The sequence below is a fragment of the Corynebacterium curieae genome, from assembly GCF_027570035.1.
Taxonomy (GTDB): domain Bacteria; phylum Actinomycetota; class Actinomycetes; order Mycobacteriales; family Mycobacteriaceae; genus Corynebacterium; species Corynebacterium curieae.
The window spans coordinates 20,405-39,306 of sequence record NZ_JAKMUU010000003.1 but is presented as its reverse complement, the minus strand read 5'-3'; the positions used below and the strand labels follow the sequence as shown (position 1 = coordinate 39,306).

Genomic DNA, 18,902 nt, shown 5'->3' with positions numbered 1-18,902 from the left:
CCCATTCCACCGCCCGCGCGGGAGTGATCCTTCCACCGTCCCCGCAGGTGCGCCTCGTTCCCCGTACTCCGTCCGCCGCGACTCGGAGCTGGCCGGTTGAGCTGCCCAAATCCGGCACCTGGAAGGTAACTGGCGCGGCGGGCACCGGTGTATCTAGCTTCCTTATCGATACCGTCATTCATGCCCTGGATAAAGCCCGGGAAACCGGCGCGGATCCCTCGGGCATACTCGTTATTGCGCCCTCGAAGGAATCCGGTGCCCGACTGCGCCGCGAGCTCTCTGAGCGCCTAGAGGACTATGCCGCGCAGAGCTCTATGGTGCGCTCCGTGCACTCCCTGGCTTTCGCGCTGCTGCGCACTGCCGCAGAGGAGGAGCTGCGGTTAATCACCGGTGCGGAACAAGATGCTGTTATCCGTGAGTTGCTTGCCGGGCAAGCAGAAGACGGTCACGGCTCTTGGCCAGCCGAGATGCGCCCCGCACTCGAATACGTGGGCTTTGCCCGGCAGCTGCGCGATTTCCTGCTTCGCTCCATCGAGCGCGGGTTGGGCCCAGAAGACCTTGAGCGCCTTGGAAGCGAATACGGACGCCCCATGTGGTCCGCCGCGGGTGAATTCCTGCGCGAGTACGAACGCGTCCAGCTTTTATCTCGCTCCCATTCTTACTCTGCGGCGGAGTTGGTTACCGCGGTTCTCCAGCGCCCTCAGCTGCTGCGCGAGCACCCCTTTCACACCATCATTGTCGATGATGCTCAATTGCTTGACCCTACCGCTGGTGAACTCATCCGCGAGTTGGCTCCTCATGCCCAGCTTGTGGTTGTAGGCGGCGATGCAGATCAATCCGTTTTTGCTTTCCGTGGTGCTAGCTCACAGTTCCTACGTGATTTCCCCGCTGAACATGAAATAGAACTGACAGAGCCACACCGCACCCCTTCACCCGCATGCATCTCTATCGTGGACTCAGAGGGCAGGCTGCGCGACGTCGTGGCTAATACCGTGCGCCGCCGCCACCTCGAAGATGGCGTGCAGTGGCGCGATATCGCGGTCATCGTACGCTCTACCGGTGATATCGGCCAGATGCGCCGTACCCTTTTGGCTGCCGGGGTCCCCGTACACATTAACCCCACGGACGTCGTCTTGGCCGAGCAGCGCTTGGTCTCTGCCGTGCTGCTTGCGCTGCGTGCACTGGAGGAGGACCTATCCAATTCCGAGCTGGAAGAACTCCTCACCGGCCCCGTGGGCGGTGCCGATCCTGTCACCCTGCGCCGCTTGATTCGTGGTTTACGTCGCTGGGATTCCAGCACCCGGGGCATCGATAGCCTCCGCGGCCTTCTGTATGGCGAGCTTCCGGACTTCAACGGCCAGCTCACCGAGCGGGAATTTTCCATTCTGGAACGAGTACGTGCGGTGCTAAGGGCCGGCCGAGAAGCACTCGCCTCTGGAGCCTCGGTGGAGGAGGTCCTCTGGGCGGTGTGGAGCGCTACCGAATTGGACAATCGTCTGCAGGCTTCGGCGCTGCGCGGCGGCGCGACTGGCTCGCAGGCTGACCGCGATTTGGATGCCATGATGTCGCTTTTTGACGCCGCTGGTGACTACGTCGAGCGCCGCCCTGACTCGCCGCTTCGCGCATTCCTGACGCATATCACCGAGCAAGAACTTCCCACTGGCGTGCGCGACCGCCGCACCGCTATTCCGCAGGCGGTAGAAATCCTGACTGCACACGGTGCCGTGGGCCGTGAATGGGATACTGTCATCGTGGCTGGCGCACAGGAAGGAATCTGGCCTTCGCTAGGGGAGACCGGCTCTATCTTTGGCCAAGAAGATCTCATTGATCTTCTCGATCACGATATTGATCCCGATACCCCGGTCAGCCATGTCGCTTCCCGCTTGGCGGAAGAGCGCCGCCTCTTCCACGTCGCTACCACCCGCCACCGAAAACGCCTGCTCATTGCCGCCGTAGAGAATCCGGAAGGCGATACGGTCTCCGAGCCATCCCGCTTTATCAACGAATTCGCCGGCCGTGGCGTAGACGTACCCGGTCAAGCAGTGCGTCGGCAAGCCAAGCGGGCGCTGCGTCGCTCCCAACTCCCGCGCGAATTGGGCCTCGATGTACCGGAACCCGCGCCCGTTTCTGTACGCGACGGTCTTGAGGTGGATCCACTCGACGTTGCTGTGCTGTCGGTGCCGTCCTTCGTCGCCCAGTTGCGCCGTGTGGTCACCAATCCGGAATCTGGCGAGGTTGAACGCAGACAAGCAGCCCGACAACTTGCCCGGCTAGCGGCCGCCGATATTCCCGGCGCCCATCCAGAACAGTGGTGGTCTGCGCGCTCTGTTGCAGCTGAGCTACCGCTTCGCAGTAGCGGCAGTTTGTCTCCCTCCCGCGTAGAAGCGCTGCTCAATTGCCCGCTTAAGGCTGTGCTCGGCAAGGTAGCTGAAGATCCCAGTACCGAGGAGCACCTGCTCCGCGGTACTTTGGCACACGCCTTCTTTGAAGCTATTGGCCGCGGCATGGATGCGGAAAAGGCCAAGCTATTGGTGATGGATGCTTTCGAGCGCATACAGGATGTACCGCAGTGGCAGTTGCGTTTTAAGCTCGATGAATTTTCTACCTTGCTGGATCGCGCCCGTGAATGGGCGCGTCAATCAGAGGTCAATCAAGAACTTGCCGGCGTGGAAGTTCCCGTGGGTGTACGCGTGAGTGCGGACGTGCGCATCGGTGGTTATATGGACCGCCTACTTCGCGATGAAAAGGGAAATTACTTGGTGGTGGATCTCAAAACAGGTAGAAGCACACCAGCCAAGAAGGAAGGCGAGGAGCACGTGCAGCTGATGACCTATCAGCTTGCGCTTGCCCACGGCGCATTCGACGGCCACCAGGTCCACGACGGCGAAGGGATGCCGCGCAAGGGAGGCGTGCTGGTTTATCCGGGCGTGGCCACTAAGAAAATTGGCGAAATCTGGCAAAGCGATAAGGCACCGGAAGCCCTTGAAGAATTCGCCGCACTGCTGCCGCCCTTGGTGGAGGAGATGCGTGGGCCACGGATTACTGCGCGCACCAATAAAGACTGCGATAAATGCCCCATTCGCTCCATCTGCCCCGTGCAGGAAGAAGGAAGGATGACCACCGATGCCTAAGAGCAACTTTTCCCCGGAGCAGATCGCTGCGGCACTGGGCAAGGCTTACCCACCTACTGGCGAGCAGGCTCACGTTATTCAAGGACCGTTTAGCCCAAAACTCGTTGTTGCTGGTGCCGGTGCCGGGAAGACGGAAACCATGGCCTCGCGCGTGGTGTATTTGGTGGCCAATGGCTATGTACGCCCTGAGCAGGTCCTTGGCCTGACTTTTACCCGCAAAGCCGCACAACAGCTGGAGCAACGCATCCGTCGGCAGCTGATTCAATTGCGCGATTCTGGCCTCATCGCCCCCGGCAGTGAGGTGGCAGAAGCCTTAGAAAACATCGCGCCGAAGGTTTCCACCTATGACTCCTATGCGGGAGAACTTGTTCGCGAATACGGGCTATTGGTTCCGGTAGAGCCCACCGCACGCATTATCACTGAGGCCGAGCGCTACTCCTTGGCCTACGATGTGGTGCGCAATTACACCGGCAAGCTAGAAGACGATCGCACCCTAGCCACGATTACCGAGACCCTCCTGAAATTCAGCCAGGACATTGAAAACGGCCTTAAAGACACGAGCCACATAGCCCAGCATGCCCGCGATTTCCGTGCGGATATCGATAACCTCGACAAATCGCAAAAGAACGGCCCCGAGTACTCAAAAACGCTGCTGGATTTTATCCAGACACAGGAACGCCGCGTGCAGTACGTGCCGCTGCTGGAGGCCCTGAAAAAGGAACAGTCCGAGCGACAAGTAATCACCTTTGGCGAGCAAATGTCTGTAGCTGCGCGGGTCGCGCGTGATCATCCTGTGGTGGGCAAGCAGCAATCCCAACGCTATAAGGTCGTCATGCTGGACGAGTACCAAGACACCTCCTATGCGCAGCGCGTGCTCCTGCGAAGTCTTTTCGGAGGAGAGCAGGAGGACCTTTCTGTTACGGCTGTGGGCGATCCAATGCAGGCCATCTACGGGTGGCGTGGCGCAACCTCCGAGAACCTCACTGCCTTCGTGGAGGATTTTCCGGTCGCGCCGGGCACCCCTGCCCCAAAGGATCAACTGACTACCTCTTGGCGCAACCCCTCTGGTGCGCTGGACTTGGCAAACGCAGTGGCGGAGGGGGTGTTCGAAGGCGTTGAACGCCCCGTAGACGAGCTTTCTGCCGCCCCGCACAAGGGCGAGGGAGAAATACAGCTCGCCTATTTCGAAAGCGAAGCCCGCGAGCGTGAGTTCGTAGCTGCACACCTGAAAAAACAGTGGGAAAAGAGCGAGCGAGATACCTTCAGTGCTGCGGTTTTGGTGCGCAAGAATAAACAGTCTGCGCCTATTGCGGCGGCCTTAGATAAAGCAGGCGTGCCGAACGAAATTATCGGTCTTGGCGGCTTGTTGTGGCAGCCAGAAATCCAGGACCTCGTAGCTATCGCCACGATGCTGGTGCGCCCGGAAGATTTGCCTGCAGCAGTGCGGGTACTAGCAGGACCTATTTGTGGCCTGGGAATTAGCGATATTCAAGCACTTGCTTCCCGCCAGCGAAACCTTGCCGGGGCTAGGGAGGAGCGCTTGCGCTGGGAGCCGGGAATGGACCCGGAAGAATACCTGCGCGCGCAGCTGGAAGATGTCACTGCTGAGGAACCGGATCAGCGCGTTGGCCTTGCCGACGCCCTAGCTGATTTAGGCGAGAGAGACCGTTATACCCCACAAGGCCTCGCCCGCATGGAAGAGGTCTCTGCCAAACTGCGGCACCTGCGTACCTATTCACTATCCAAGCCGCTGGTGGACATCTTCGCCGATATTGAAGCGTTGTTTAATATCCGCACCGAAGTCTTGGCCCGCGGAAGCGCAGGGGGAGCGACGCACCTGGATAAATTTGCCGATATCGTCGCCAGCTTCCACGGTGATTCCTTGTATGCACTTTTGGACTACTTTGCGTTGGCACTTGAAAAAGAAGACGGCCTTGATTTAGGCGAGGTTCCTGCCGCAACAGACCGCGTGCAGATTATGACTGCGCACAAGGCCAAGGGGCTGGAATGGGAACATGTCTGCGTTGTGCATGCGGATTCGTCTAGCTATAGCGCACAGGCAGAGACCTTCCTTTCCAGAATCGACAAGGTTCCAGGGGACGAAGATTATATTGAGATTCCGGAGGATGCCCACAAGCGCTCACACTTCCAAAAGGCCTGCGAGGAATTCAAGAAAGCAGATAGCGCTATCAAGGCGGAAGAATCAGCGCGCCTCTTTTATGTGGCATTGACTCGTACCGAATCCACACTGACCGTTAGTGGTTCGGGAACCAATAACGCTCCTGGGAAAAACAAGAAGGGCCCCTATGAATACTTGGAGCGCCTAAAAGAGCAATTCCCGCAGTACGTGGTGGAGTGGTCCGTCCCAGAGGAGCCTTCCGATGAAGACTTTGGTGAAAGCGCACAGTTCCCAACGCTGCAGGCAAGCCCAGAGGCCGTCGCCGGTGCTGATCTGGTGCTTGAAGCAATGGAGGAACTGCCTGAGCTAAGCCACGGGGAAACCTTTGAGTTGTGGGAGCAAGAGGCTGGGGCTCTCATTGAGGAGTACAAGGGACTGCAGCAACCCATTGTGGACGTTGAGCTTCCCAGCGAGCTGACTGCTTCTGACATGGTTGCGCTGCGGGCAGATCCGCTGCAGTTTGCGCGCAGGCAACGCCGCCCAGTGCCGTTTAAGCCCAATTCCTATGCCAAGCGCGGTACCGCCTTCCATGCGTGGCTAGAAGATCGCTTCGGCAGCCCAGCACTACTGGGAGAGGAGGAGTTGCCGGGCATTGATGAGCCAGAGGACTTCGACTTAGAAGAGCTCAAAGAGGCCTTCCTGGACTCGGAGTGGGCACAGCGTCAACCGGAGCACGTAGAGGCACCGTTTGAGATCACTATCGGCGATGCCGTGGTGCGTGGACGTATGGACGCTGTTTTCCGTTTGGATGATGGCTCTTGGATGGTGGTGGATTGGAAGACCGGCCGACCGCCTAAGGGAGAGGCTATGGATGCTGCAAAGATACAGCTAGCCGTTTACGCAGAGGCATGGCGGCGCATCCACGGCGGGCAGAACATTCGTGCTGCTTTCTACTATGTGCACGATGGATATACCTTCGAGCCCGCCCGCCTGCCGGAGGGGGAGGAGCTTAAAAGCCTCCTTGAATCGTCAGTTGAGCGCCACAAGGGCTAAGGTATGTGGGCGGTTGCGTAGATGCGCAATCTTTTGAGCAATCATCCGAGACCAGAAAAGAAGGCTGGGTAAGTGGCCAAAAAACGTGCGCAGGCGATGAAGTCACGCTTTACAAGTCGCTTCTTGCCACAGGTTGAGCTGTCCTCACAGCCAGACCACGCGCTCATTGACGTCATTACGGTACCGCGAGACGAAAACTCCAGCCCGTGGCGCCAGCTGGGCAAGCGCGTGCTGTGGGCCTTTGGCATTGTCGTCTTCGTGACCGTCGTGGTCTATTTGGATGGCGGCGGCTATAGCGAAGATATGTCACTGTTGGACTCCGCCTACTATGCGGCGGTGTCGCTGACCACTGTGGGCTATGGCGATATCGTGCCCGTGTCTCCACAGGCTAGGTTCATCAACCTAACGCTTATCACACCCGCCCGCCTGATCTTCCTTGTTTTATTGGTCGGCGCTACCTTATCCGTGCTTACGGATAAAGCCCGCCGCACTTTCCAAATCCAGAACTGGAGAAAGCAATTGCGTAACCACACCGTCGTTATCGGTTATGGCACCAAGGGCGCCGGAGCGGTGGCCGCGCTGCTGGCCGATGATGTTCCGTCCTCCCAGATCGTGGTCATCGATACCAACCGTGCCTCTTTAGCCCACGCCGAGCATCACGGTCTGGTGACTATTTTCGGCTCCGGTACCAAGCAGGATGTGCTCAAGATTGCCGGGGTAGAGCACGCCAGCTCCATTGTGGTTACCCCGTCCACGGACGATACCGCGGTGCTGTGCTGCCTATCGGTGCGCGAGCTTGCCCCCAAGGCCAAGATTGTGGCATCGGTCCGCGAGTCTGAGAACCGCCACCTACTGCGTCAATCAGGAGCAGACTCCGTGGTCACTTCCGCCGAGACCGCAGGCCGCCTGCTGGGCCTAGCCACCGTGACTCCGACGGTGGTGGAGATGATGGAAGATCTGCTTTCACCTAATGAGGGATTTTCCGTGGCCGAGCGCGCCGTGCGTGAATTTGAGGTTGGCTCCAACCCGCGCCACTTGGCAGACATCGTCCTGGCGGTTTTGCGTAATAATGAGCTGCACCGCGTGGATACCGCGGATGCTTCCGCGCTCAAGCCGGGTGACCGCTTGCTGTACATCAAGCATGAGATGGAACAGCCCATCGAGGTCATGGACGATGATGACGAGGATTAGATGTTCCTCCCAGTAACTCCGAGCGGACAGGTGCCGGTCAACGCAGTGGGGGAGCCCGTCTTGGTGGAAGGGGTTCCCGGGGGCGTCGGCAAGCAGGGCGTAGTGGACCTAGGTACTCTGCAGGCATTTCCCTGTCCGGAGGACAGCGCCCGAGAGCTGGGCCGGCTGGAAAGCGCAACTTTCTTTGCAGATCAGCCAACGATCTTGCAAGCGATAGCGCTTATTCGAAATCGACGCGAGCAACGCTTCGATCCGCGGACCGGCCACAAGCTGGAGTATCCAGCGCCCGGAATCGTGGGGCGCGATCCCCAGGACGAGCGGCGGATGGTTTTCCCGCGCCTAGATCCGGCCGTCATCGGACTTATTCGTTTAAGCGGAACCGACCGGATTTTGCTGGCGCGCAATCGCCGCCGCAATAGTTTCTTTTCTCTGATCGCCGGCTACGTTGAACCGGGCGAGACTGCGGAAGCGGCTTTTGCACGCGAAGCGCTCGAAGAAACCGGGCGTAGGGTGGACAATATTCGCTATTGGGGCTCACAGGCGTGGCCGCCGAGTGGGGCGCTTATGCTGGGATTTTGCGCAGAAACGGCTGATGTCCACCCTGCCTGCCATACTGATGGGGAACTGGAAGAAATCCGGTGGGTGGAGCGCGCCGAGCTGCCCCAGCTTAGGCTCTCCCAGCCGGGTTCGATTGCACACACGATGATTATGGAGTGGTATCACGGTGACTAAGCCGGATTTGTCCCTGTTGGATGAAGATCAGCTGCGCGCGGCCACGGCACCGCGCGGGCCCGTGTGCATCCTGGCCGGCGCGGGTACGGGCAAGACCCGCACGATTACCTACCGCATTGCTAACTTGGTCGACCAAGGCTTTGTCAGTCCGCAACGGGTACTGGCGGTGACCTTCACCGCGCGTGCGGCTGGGGAAATGCGCGACCGCCTGCGCACCATGGGAGTTGCCGGTGTGCAAGCCCAGACCTTCCACGCAGCGGCGCGCCGGCAACTAAAGTACTTTTGGCCCCAAGTGGCAGGTGATCTGCCGTGGCAGCTTCTTGATAATAAATTCCCGTTGGTTGCTCGTGCGGTGCGTTCGGTAGGGCTAGACAATTCCAAAGACATGATCCGAGATGTCCTGGCAGAGATTGAATGGGCTAAGTCTGCCCTGGTCAGTGCCGAGGATTATGAATCCGTGATTGCAGATACGGAGCGCAGCGCCCCGGCCGATCCGGCGAAGGTAGCAGAGGCCTTCCGCCGCTATGAGCAGGCCAAGGCTACCCCAGACATGATGCACTTGGATTTCGATGATCTGCTCATGCACATCGCGGGTGCCATAGAGAATGTGCCGGCCATTGCTGAGACCTTCCGGGAGCAATATCGCACCTTTGTCGTCGACGAGTACCAGGATGTTACGCCGCTGCAGCAGCGGGTGCTTAACGCATGGTTGGGCGAGCGCGATGACCTCACCGTGGTGGGCGATGCCAACCAGACCATTTATTCCTTCAACGGCGCCTCCCCGGACTACTTGCTCAATTTTTCGCGCACGTACCCGGACGGCACCGTGGTCAAGCTGCAGCGTGACTACCGCTCTACGCCGCAGGTAACTGACCTAGCCAATAGGGTCATCGGCAAGGCCACCGGCCGCGCAGCAGGCACGCGCTTGGAGCTGCAGGGCATGCGCGAGCCTGGGCCCGAGCCCACCTTTAAGGCCTATGAGTCCGAGGAGATTGAGGCTCAGGAGGTGGCCGGCCAAGTCCTCACGCTGCTGGATCAGGGCGTGCCGGCCTCCGAGATTGCCATCCTCTATCGCATCAACGCTCAGTCGGAGCAGTTTGAGCAGGCGCTTGCCGACGCCGGAGTGGTCTACCAAGTCCGCGGCGGTGAGGGCTTCTTCCGCCGCCCGGAAATTCTGGAGGCGATTCGCGTGCTTATCGCCGCGACCCGCCGCGAGGACTTGCCGGATGATCCTGTATCAATTGCCCGTGCCGCCTTTGTCCAGCTGGGACTAAGCGCCACCGAGCCGCAGGGCGCGCAGGCCCGCGAGCGCTGGCAGTCCCTCAACGCATTGGTAAGGCTCATTGAAAAGATCGTGGAATCGACTCCCGGCATCGACCTCAACGGGGTACTGGGAGAGTTGCGTCGGCGCTCCACTGATAAACAGGCCCCTGCCATGGAAGGCGTAACGCTGGCTACCGTGCACGCCGCCAAGGGGCTTGAATGGGATGCGGTATTTCTCGTGGGGCTGACAGAAAATCTCATGCCTATCAACCACGCCATCAAGGCTGGAGACGAGCAGGTGGAGGAAGAACGCCGATTGTTCTACGTCGGCATTACCCGCGCCCGTGAACACCTCGCGCTGTCGTGGGCGCTGGCGAAAACTACCGGTTCGCGTTCCTCGCGCGAGCGCACACGCTTCCTCGACGGCATCGTGCCGCCGGCTGAAGATTCTTCTGGCGGGGGTTCGCGTTCGCGCCGCCCGAAGCGCTGCCGCGTGTGCTCTGGCCTGCTGGGGACACTGGCGGAAAAGGTCCTCGGCCGCCATGAAGACTGTGAGGGTGGCGGGGATGAAGAGCTCTTTGCTGCCTTGCGCTCGTGGCGGTCTCAAATTGCACGCGAGGAGAAGGTCCCAGCCTATGTCATCTTTTCCGATGCCACTCTGCAGGCCATTTCGGAGGCTCTGCCGTCCGATGAGGCAGAGTTGCTCTCCATTTCCGGCGTAGGACCCAGCAAGCTGGAGCGCTATGGCGCCCAAGTGCTAGAGGTCATTCGTTCGGTTCGTAGCTAGCAAGGTTGGTCTTTCCCCCAAAGCACACCGGACAGCGTGGGTGCGCAATCGCCGTGCGTTGCTGGTGGTGGCCGTAGACGTCGACCTCCCATTGTTGGCCCGGTCGTGGTTTTGCCGTCGGCGCGCCTGGCGGCAGCGGCCGTCCCATCAGCCGCCGGATGATCACTTGTGTATGCGCCGTAACCGCCTCGAGCACCACGGCTTCTGGCACGCGGCGCACGCGGGTGAGCTGAGTGCTGATGATATTCCACAGTGGGTCCATATCCAGGCGAGCAAGGTGGGCGCAAAATGGGCATGGTCCGCGGCCCTGCAGGCGTACAGGGCCAATTACTCCGCGGTTGTCCAGAAGAGAGACCGGAAGCCACGTCGTGGCAGTGCCCGCTAGCGCATTCGCGCAATCCAGCGGGCAGTGCAGTTGGTCCACGGCGAGTACCGGATACATGCCGTCTAGATCGTGGATATAGGAAAAGACGTTATCTTCCTCCAACGGGATGCGCACTTGGAATCCATCTGCCTCTAGACGCCCGCGTAGGGCCGCGGCCAAGGCGGATTCTCCCATTAAGACAATGGTGTCCAGCTTCTCATTGGCCTCTTTATGAGGCCAGAGGATGCCATAGTCTAAGGCGTCCTCGATAAGGCTAAGCGCTGCGGCCTCATCAAGTCCTGCGGCGCATAGACGCCCGCACAACTCTTCTGGGGCCACTGGCTCGCGAGCGGTATTGAAAGCCCCTGCGACGGCCAGCGCGCTGCCCGTTTCTGCCACTCCAACACGGGTGGCATCCATGCCGAATTGGACCACTGTTTCCTCGCGGCAAAACACTCCGCTTCCCGGCGCCAAAACTACCCGGGTGGCAGAAACCCCCACGCCTTCACCCCTTTCCCCGATGCATGTGGAACCCATTCCACCACAGGTACAATGACCTGTCATGTCGAGCACGCAGCCCACCGCACCGCAGCCCCCAGAGGTTAGAGTCATACGCTCCGCTAAACGGAAGAAGACCGTACAGGCGCGAATGGTCTCCGGAGTGCTCGAGGTGCGCATTCCTGCCTGGATGTCCGCTCGCGACGAGCGCGAGGTAGTAGCGGACATGCTGGCGCGAGTAGAAAAGAAGCAAGGCAGTGGTCGCTGTACGGATACGCAGCTAGAAGAACGCGCACGGCGGCTTAACGCAGCCTTCTTGGACGGACATGCAACCATCGGTTCTATCCGCTGGGTGAGCAATCAAAATACGCGGTGGGGCAGCTGCACTACCTCCACCGCGGATATTCGGCTGAGCGACCGGCTACAACACGTGCCGGACTATGTATTGGATTCGGTGATTATTCACGAGCTTACCCACACTTTCATCCCGCGCCACGGACGGGAATTTTGGCAGTGGGCGGACAGGGCGCCCCACGCCGAGCGGGCGAAGGGCTATCTTGAGGCCTACCAGCGCTGGGGCTGCTAGTTTTCGTCGCCCTCGTTGCCCTTATCTTTCTTATCGTCCTTATCTTCGGTTCCCTTGTTCTCGTCCGTTGGCTTGTCAGAAGAATCTTCGCCGTTTTTCAGCATTTCTTCCAACTTGGCAAACTCCTCTTCAAAACCCTCATCAGGGCCGTCATCGAGCAGGGAGTCAATGAAGGCGGCTGGGTTATCTAAGTGCTCTGCCGTAGGCAGGAAGTCAGGGTGATCCCATGCCTTATCGCGTTTTTCTGCACCTACGGCAACGGTGGCGCGGCGCCACAGCTCTGCAGCTTCAGAAACCTTAGGGGCATTGAGCTCGATGCCGACGACCTTGCTGAAGGCGTTCTCAGCGGAACCACCGGTGCTGCGGCGGTGTGCCCATGCTTGGGTCAGCTTAGACGTGGACGGGATGCGCTCGCCAAGTGCCTCGGTAACGACGTGCTCGGCCCAGCCTTCTACCAAAGCCAGCAGCGTTTCGAGGCGGGATGCGGCCGCAGTGTTCTTGGACGTGATGCGCGGGGAGAGGTCCATGCCCTGTAGCTTGCTCATTGCGTCCTGGATTGCCTGCGGATCGCCAGACTCTAGGTTGAGCTCGCGGGTGACTTCCTCCAAATGGGAGGTGTCAATGACCAAACCGATGGCGTATTCCTCCACGGAGGAGACGATGCGCTCTACCAACCATGGCACGTGCTTAAACAGGCGCTGGCGCGCGGCCTCGCGTGCGGCAATATAAACCAGCACCTCCTGGCCAGGAATATTGAGCTCGCGGGCGACCTTCTGGATGGTCTGTGGCAGCAGTGCCACGGTATTGGCCGGAGCGATGGGCAGGCCGAAATCAGAGCCGGTCAGCGCCTGGGAGGCTAGATCACCCAAGGCGTGGCCAAGCTGCATGCCAAAGTTCATGCCAGACATCTGGCTCATCATCTTGGTCATCGGGCCCATCATTTCGCGGGCTTCTTCCGGCATCGATTCCATCTGCGCATCGTTCATATGCTCAGCCACTGGGGTCACCATGCGCTGCCAAGCGGGCATGGTTTCTTCCAGCCACTGCTTGGAGTTCCACGCCTTGGCCGTCCCCGAGGCGGTGGGCAGGTAGGTGGCATCATCGAGCCACAGCTCTGCCAGCCGTTCGGATTCCTCCACGGCCTTCGTATCATCCGCGCTCACGCTCTTAGATTGCGAGATTTGCTGCAAGGCGATGCGCTTGGCCATGTCGTAGTTAACGGGGCCGGAATTTTCCGGGGAGTTCATGGAAGAGCCCATGCCGGACAGCATCTGACCGAACTGGTTCAGCATGTCACCGAGGCCGCCACCATTAGCGCCGCCGAATGCGCCGAACGGGTTCTGGTCACGACGTCCGTCATTATCGTCGTCATCGTTATTGGGGAAAGAAAAACCGAATCCGTTGCTCATGCGTCCTAATCTACCGGCACCAACCGGCTACTTTCCATGATCGCCGCAACGCTGACAGCGAACACTACGGCAAAGGTTGTAGGGTATTGATTCGTGAATTCTCCTGCTAGCCGTCGCGTCCGCACCATCGCGTGGGGTGCTATCCCCGTCGTCCTCACCGGTGCGTTGGTATCGCTCGACCATATCCCGGGCACCGATGTGTCATTAACCGTCCCTTATGCCGCCGAAGGCCCAGGCCCCACGGTGGATACATTAGGTGAGGTGGACGGCACCGAGGTCGTAGACGTTAAGGCTCCAAAAACCTATGACACGGATGGTCATCTCAACATGACCACGGTATCCGTTCGCACCAATATGACTCTGGCGCAGGCGCTGGGGCGCTGGATGATGACGGATGACACCATCGTGCCTATTGATACCGTCATTCCGCAGAATATGAGCGATAAGGAAGTAGAAGAGTCCAATAAGCAGGCCTTTACCCAGTCCGAGTCTGCAGCCACCGTGGCGGCCATGGATTACTTGCATCTGCCGGTAAAGATCACCATCGCGGAAGTCCTAGATAAGGGCGCGGCCCAGGGCAAGTTGAAAAAGGATGATGTCATCACCGCGGTAGAAGGCAGAGATGTCTCTGAGCCGGGTGAGGTCCAAGACATCATTAAGAAAAAGAGCCCCGGCAATAAGGTCACGCTGACCGTAAAACGTGGCGGGACCAAACAAGAAGAAGAGATTGAGCTAGGGGAGAACCCGCACCAGAAGGGGCAGGCGATGCTGGGCATCGCTATGCTCTCCGTTCCGCAGGATGATATCGAGGTGAAGTACAACCTGCAGGATATTGGCGGGCCTTCCGCCGGCATGATGTTTACCTTGGCGGTCATAGATAAGCTCAGCGAAGAAGACCTCACGGGCGGTAGATTCGTGGCCGGTACTGGCACGATTCAGGAAGATGGCAAAGTGGGCCCCATTGGGGGTATCCAACATAAAATCGCCGCGGCGCACGAGGCCGGCGCGGAGCTTTTCCTCGCGCCAAAGGATAATTGCTCCGAGGCCGCCGCGAGCGACCACGGCGATATGCCCATCGCGGAAGTTTCCAGCTTGGATGAAGCGGTGTCCACGATGAAGGACTTCGCAGCTGGCAAGGAAATTAAAACCTGCCAGTAGCCGGCCTATTTAGCTAGGCCGAGCTCCTTGATCTTCTCTTCTGGGTCTTCTTGGTCGGAGGAGATCATCTGCTGCATAACCATGCCTTCTTTATTGTCCACTACGGTGATGACCGCGGTGGTTCCCAGCGTGGACCAGCCCACGACGCGGTCACCGCTATCCTCAATGACCTGCGAGCTGCGCAGCTCGGTTAATACCTGCGTGGTTTGCTTCGCCTTGGAGTGCGAGCGGAAGAACTGGAACTGGCCTACCTTCGGGCCGGAGCAGTTATAGGAATCGTCCCCTCCCGTGGAATCGCAGCGGTCGAAGTGCGCAAAAAGTTCTTGGGGCGCTACGGGGGAGAAAATCTCATAGGCTTTGGCCACGGACTTTTCCAATTTCTCGCTATTGGGCTCTTTGCTTGCCGACGCCCCCTCGGACGCCCCTTCGGATGCCGCCTCCGTGCTCGACTTAGCGCTGGATTCAGCACTGGATTCGGTACTGGACACCGCAGCGGTTTCTGCGCTGGTGGTGGCGGACTCGGTTTCGGCAGTGGTGGTTTCCACGGGGGCGTCGGCAGGCGCGGTTTCGTCCGAAGAACAACCGGCAGCGCTTACGCCCACACCCAGCAGCAGCGCTGCGGCGGTGGCGCGGACGGGGGTCAGGCGGGTGAGAGTAATGCGTCGCACGGTGGGAACATGCTCCTTAGTCGCAGGCGAGAAATGTCTTTCCAGTCTAATCTAGTTCATCCGGGTCCTGGCTCAGCCCATAGCGCAGGGCGGCAATGACCCCCGGCGCCACTTGGGGGCCACCGCGCAGCTGGATATCATCTTGCGCGAATGGTCCGGTCGCTTCCAGTTCTTCCTCTGTGGGGCGCAACTGCAGCAGCGTGGTTTCGATGCCTTCCTCACGCAGCGCACCGGAAAACAGGCGTGCCGGGCGAGGGGAGGGGTCCTCGCTGGAGGTATCGCGGAACTTGATTTCTTGGGCCAGGATCACGCCGGCCACCTCCCGCGGCCAGGCGAGGCGGGAGACATAATCGGCCAGCTGCTCAGAACCGGGCTCAATGTTTTCGGGCACATTATCCTGCACGATGAGGGTAAGCGGCGCTGCGTCCTCTTCATCGAGCGCGGCAAGCTGATCCGCTACCAAGTGGGTAGGAACCAGCGCGAAGATAGTGGGGCGGGCATCCCAGCCCTCGGCGTGGACGAATTCCACGGCTTCGGTCATCGCGCGGTTTAAAGCTGGCTGTGTTAATTCGGGGGAACTCATAAACATCCTTATTCGTTATCTGTGTATTGCTTCCTTAAGCTGGAAGAAGTCTACAGGTTTTAAATTCGCACTATTTGATTGGAGCTGGCGTTGTCCTTAGGGTCATCCACACCAGCCGCCCCGTTGAAGCGGCCCCCACGGGTCGCGACAATTATTGCGGCCGTCATTGCCGTCCTCTTGTTCATCGGCCCCATGTTGGTGGGCTTATACACGGATTGGAGGTGGTTTGGTGCGATTGAATACCGGAACGTCTTCACCACCGCGATTATTGCGCGGATAGTCCTCTTTATCATCTTCGGCCTCATCGCCGCTGCCGTGGTGTGGGCGGCCGGATTTTTCGCGTGGCGCGGGCGTCCAGATTCGCTCGACTTGGGGGACCTGAACTCGCCGGTGTACCAGTACCGTAAGTCCATTGAGAAGTCCATGGGTGTCTTCTTTAAAGTCTTCCCCGCCATCGTCGGCATTATCGCCGGTTTTATTGGACAGTCCAATTGGCGCACGGTCTTGCTGTTTCTCAACGGCCAAGAATTCGGCGAACAGGACGCCCAGTTCCACCACGACCTAGGCTTTTATGCCTTCACACTTCCAGTGCTGAAGATTGTGGTTAGTACCATTTCTATCCTGCTGATCTTGGCGTTCCTCATCGCCCTTTTCGGCCACTACATACTCGGCGGCATCCGCATAGGCAATAAGGCCGCCGGCGTGCGCGGCTCCATCTCCCGCCCAGCCCGTTTGCAGCTGGCGGTTACCGCGGGCTTGTGGATGGTTGCTCAGGTCATTGGATATTGGCTGGAGCGCTACGAGCTACTGTATACCCAGCACGATCTTTTCACCGGTGGTTCCTATACCGATATTCACGCCTACCTACCGGCGAAAATCATCTTGATGATTATTGGCGTTTTTGTGGCGGTGGCCTTGTTCATGGCTATCGTCATCAAGGACCTGCGCATTCCCGGCCTGGCCGTGGTGCTGATGTTGCTGTCCTCGCTGGTTATCGGCCAGGCATGGCCGTTGCTCATGGAGCGCTTTTCCGTGCAGCCTAACCGTCAGGCTAAGGAAGAAGAATCTATTGCCCGCAATATTGAGGCCACGCGTTTTGCTTATGGGCTAACAGATGACCACGTCACCTATGAAGACAACTGGGGCGGCGGGGATGAAGTCTCCGATGACAAGGTGGCCTCTGATAACGCCACCATCAATAACCTTCGTCTGCTGGATCCGGAGATCCTTTCTCCCACCTTTACCCAGATGCAGCAGCTGAAGAACTTCTACGGTTTCCCGGAGACGCTATCGATGGACCGCTATGAGATCGATGGCAAGAAGCGTGACTTCGTTGTGGCAGCCCGCGAGCTGGATCCGAATGAGTTGCGGGAGAACCAGTCAGACTGGATTAACCGACACACTGTCTATACCCACGGCAACGGATTTGTGGCAGCGCAGGCTAATAAGGTCGATGAGGTAGCCCGCGATGCGGGTTCCGCCCGCGGTGGCTTCCCCATTTTCACCGTTTCTGACCTGCAGACTCAGGCCGGCGAGTCAGAAGGCGAAGGCGAAACTCAGGACGCCGAGAAGTCCCTAGGCATCAAGGTAGACCAGCCGCGCATCTACTATGGCCCGGTTATTGCCGGTGCGGCCGACGGAATGGACTACGCGATCACCGGCCAGACCGGCGATAACCCGGTGGAGTATGACACCGATAGCTCTACCTACACCTACGACGGTAAGGGTGGCGTTGGCATTGGCAATATCTTTGACCGCACCATGTATGCCGCCAAGTACCGCGAGCTGAACTTCCTGCTTTCTGACCGCGTGGGTAGCGAGTCAAAGCTGCTGTATGACCGCGATCCCCGCGAGCGCGTGGAGAAGGTTGCTCCGTGGTTGACCACCGATTCTGCCACCTACCCGGCCGTGGTTGATGGCCGCTTGAAGTGGATTGTGGATGGTTATACCACTTTGGAATCCCTGCCTTACTCCCAGCGTGCCTCGCTTTCCGACGCCACCCAGGACACCCTCAATCCTGATGGCACCACCCAACGCCTTGTCAATGACAAAGTGGGCTATATCCGTAACTCGGTAAAGGCCACCGTTGATGCCTATGACGGCAGCGTGGACCTCTACGAGTTCGACAAGAATGATCCGGTGCTCAAGGCTTGGGAGGGTGTGTTCCCGGACGTCGTCAAGCCAGAAGCAGAGATCTCCGACGAGCTACGCCAGCACTTCCGTTACCCGGAGGATATGTTCAAGGTGCAGCGCGACCTGTTGGCGCGCTACCACGTGGATGACCCGAACGTCTTCTTCAATAACGATGCCTTCTGGTCCGTGCCGAACGATCCCACCGCGGAGGAATCCCGCCAGCTCAATCAGCCGCCGTACTACGTGATGGCCGCAGATCCGAAGACCGGCAAGCCGACCTTCCAGCTGACCACGTCCTACCGTGGTCTCAACCGCGAGTTCCTGTCTGCGCACATGGCTGTCTCCTCCGATCCGGAGAATTATGGTGATATCACCGTGCGCGTGCTGCCCACCAATACGCAGACCCAGGGCCCGAAGCAGGCGCAGGATGCGATGATGTCGTCCGACCAGGTCGCCCGCGACCGCACTCTGTGGGAGGGAACCAATGACCTGCATAACGGTAACCTGCTGGCCCTGCCGGTAGGTGGCGGCGAAATCCTGTACCTCGAGCCGATCTACTCCCAGCGCAAGGACCAGGCCTCTGCCTTCCCGAAGCTGCTGCGCGTACTCGTATCCTATAAGGGTCGCGTAGGCTACGCCCCGACTATTGGTGATGCCCTTGAACAAGTTGGAATCGACGCGAAGGCTGCCCAAAACATTGAGGAAGTCGAAGGCGATTCTGAGGACAAGGATGGTGCCAAGGACGACAAGGATAAGAAGGATGCCAAGGAGGACAAGCCTTCGGCCCCGGCCTCTGCACCTTCCTCTTCCGACCAGGCTGGCGCCATCGATGACATCAACAAGGCTTTGAAGGGCCTTGAGGATGCACGCGATGGTTCCTTCGAGGAATACGGACGCGCCCTAGATGAGCTCGATAAGGCTGTGGAGTCTTATCAGAAGACGGACAAGTAGTTCCGGTCCTCTAAAAGTGGTCAATAAGGCACCTGCCCAGCGGATTTGGGTAGGTGCCTTTCCGTATGTATAGTTACATGAGTCGCCAGGACAGAGCGAATACACTTTGTGTTAACGCACTGTTCAAGCGCAGATGATGGAAGTCATCTCGACGCGGGGTGGAGCAGCTCGGTAGCTCGCTGGGCTCATAACCCAGAGGTCGTAGGTTCGAATCCTGCCCCCGCTACCAACTTCCAGGCCCTCACTGGTTCGCCGGTGGGGGCCATTTTTTATTTT

Annotated in this window: 12 protein-coding genes and 1 tRNA gene; 9 read left to right on the top strand and 4 right to left on the bottom strand. The window is 59.1% G+C overall.

The window, feature by feature from the left end; genetic code table 11:
- Window positions 1-23 precede the first annotated feature (23 nt).
- From L8V01_RS06115 to L8V01_RS06095, 5 genes are all read left to right on the top strand, one after another.
- Window positions 24-3,131, top strand: a complete 3,108-nt coding sequence (locus L8V01_RS06115; protein ID WP_269946460.1) for an ATP-dependent helicase — start codon at window positions 24-26, stop codon at window positions 3,129-3,131.
- A complete protein-coding gene (locus tag L8V01_RS06110) occupies window positions 3,124-6,303 on the top strand; it encodes an ATP-dependent helicase (protein WP_269946248.1) in 3,180 nt (1,059 codons plus the stop codon). The genes L8V01_RS06115 and L8V01_RS06110 overlap by 8 nt, the downstream gene beginning before the upstream one ends.
- Window positions 6,304-6,375: 72 nt before the next feature.
- Entirely contained in the window at window positions 6,376-7,494 is a 1,119-nt protein-coding gene (locus L8V01_RS06105; RefSeq protein WP_394371641.1) for a potassium channel family protein, read from the top strand.
- Window positions 7,495-8,226, top strand: a complete 732-nt coding sequence (locus L8V01_RS06100; protein ID WP_269946247.1) for an NAD(+) diphosphatase — start codon at window positions 7,495-7,497, stop codon at window positions 8,224-8,226.
- Window positions 8,219-10,276, top strand: coding sequence for an ATP-dependent DNA helicase UvrD2 (locus tag L8V01_RS06095; protein ID WP_269946246.1), 2,058 nt, complete (start codon window positions 8,219-8,221; stop codon window positions 10,274-10,276). Before L8V01_RS06100 ends, L8V01_RS06095 begins: the two co-directional genes overlap by 8 nt.
- Here the strand turns inward: L8V01_RS06095 and L8V01_RS06090 are convergent.
- A complete protein-coding gene (locus L8V01_RS06090) occupies window positions 10,254-11,141 on the bottom strand; it encodes a hypothetical protein (protein ID WP_269946245.1) in 888 nt (295 codons plus the stop codon). The two genes, L8V01_RS06095 and L8V01_RS06090, sit on opposite strands and share 23 nt — an antisense overlap.
- 61 nt (window positions 11,142-11,202) lie before the next feature.
- Here L8V01_RS06090 and L8V01_RS06085 point away from each other — a divergent pair, with 61 nt between their 5' ends.
- The gene (locus tag L8V01_RS06085) at window positions 11,203-11,724 is read left to right on the top strand and encodes a M48 metallopeptidase family protein (protein ID WP_269946244.1); all 522 of its coding nucleotides are present in this window, start codon (window positions 11,203-11,205) and stop codon (window positions 11,722-11,724) included.
- On the opposite strand, the gene L8V01_RS06080 is transcribed toward L8V01_RS06085, so the two are convergent.
- Window positions 11,721-13,133: a zinc-dependent metalloprotease gene (locus L8V01_RS06080; protein WP_269946243.1), complete on the bottom strand. Its 1,413-nt coding sequence runs from the start codon at window positions 13,131-13,133 to the stop codon at window positions 11,721-11,723. The two genes, L8V01_RS06085 and L8V01_RS06080, sit on opposite strands and share 4 nt — an antisense overlap.
- A gap of 93 nt (window positions 13,134-13,226) precedes the next feature.
- Here L8V01_RS06080 and L8V01_RS06075 point away from each other — a divergent pair, with 93 nt between their 5' ends.
- Window positions 13,227-14,291, top strand: a complete 1,065-nt coding sequence (locus L8V01_RS06075; protein WP_269946242.1) for a YlbL family protein — start codon at window positions 13,227-13,229, stop codon at window positions 14,289-14,291.
- A 5-nt stretch (window positions 14,292-14,296) separates the two neighbouring features.
- Here the strand turns inward: L8V01_RS06075 and L8V01_RS06070 are convergent, their stop codons facing one another.
- Complete coding sequence (locus L8V01_RS06070) at window positions 14,297-14,959, bottom strand: beta-N-acetylglucosaminidase (protein WP_269946241.1); 663 nt, start codon at window positions 14,957-14,959, stop codon at window positions 14,297-14,299.
- Between the two features lie 46 nt (window positions 14,960-15,005).
- Window positions 15,006-15,542 (bottom strand): PPA1309 family protein, encoded by a 537-nt coding sequence (locus tag L8V01_RS06065; RefSeq protein ID WP_269946240.1) that lies wholly within the window; start codon window positions 15,540-15,542, stop codon window positions 15,006-15,008.
- Between the two features lie 123 nt (window positions 15,543-15,665).
- Here L8V01_RS06065 and L8V01_RS06060 point away from each other — a divergent pair, with 123 nt between their 5' ends.
- Both L8V01_RS06060 and L8V01_RS06055 read left to right on the top strand, forming a co-directional pair.
- Window positions 15,666-18,626 carry a UPF0182 family protein gene (locus L8V01_RS06060; protein WP_269946458.1) on the top strand — a complete coding sequence of 987 codons (2,961 nt, stop codon included), beginning with the start codon at window positions 15,666-15,668 and terminating at the stop codon, window positions 18,624-18,626.
- Window positions 18,627-18,778: 152 nt separating this feature from the next.
- Window positions 18,779-18,855, top strand: a tRNA-Met gene (locus tag L8V01_RS06055).
- The last annotated feature ends 47 nt before the right edge of the window (window positions 18,856-18,902 follow it).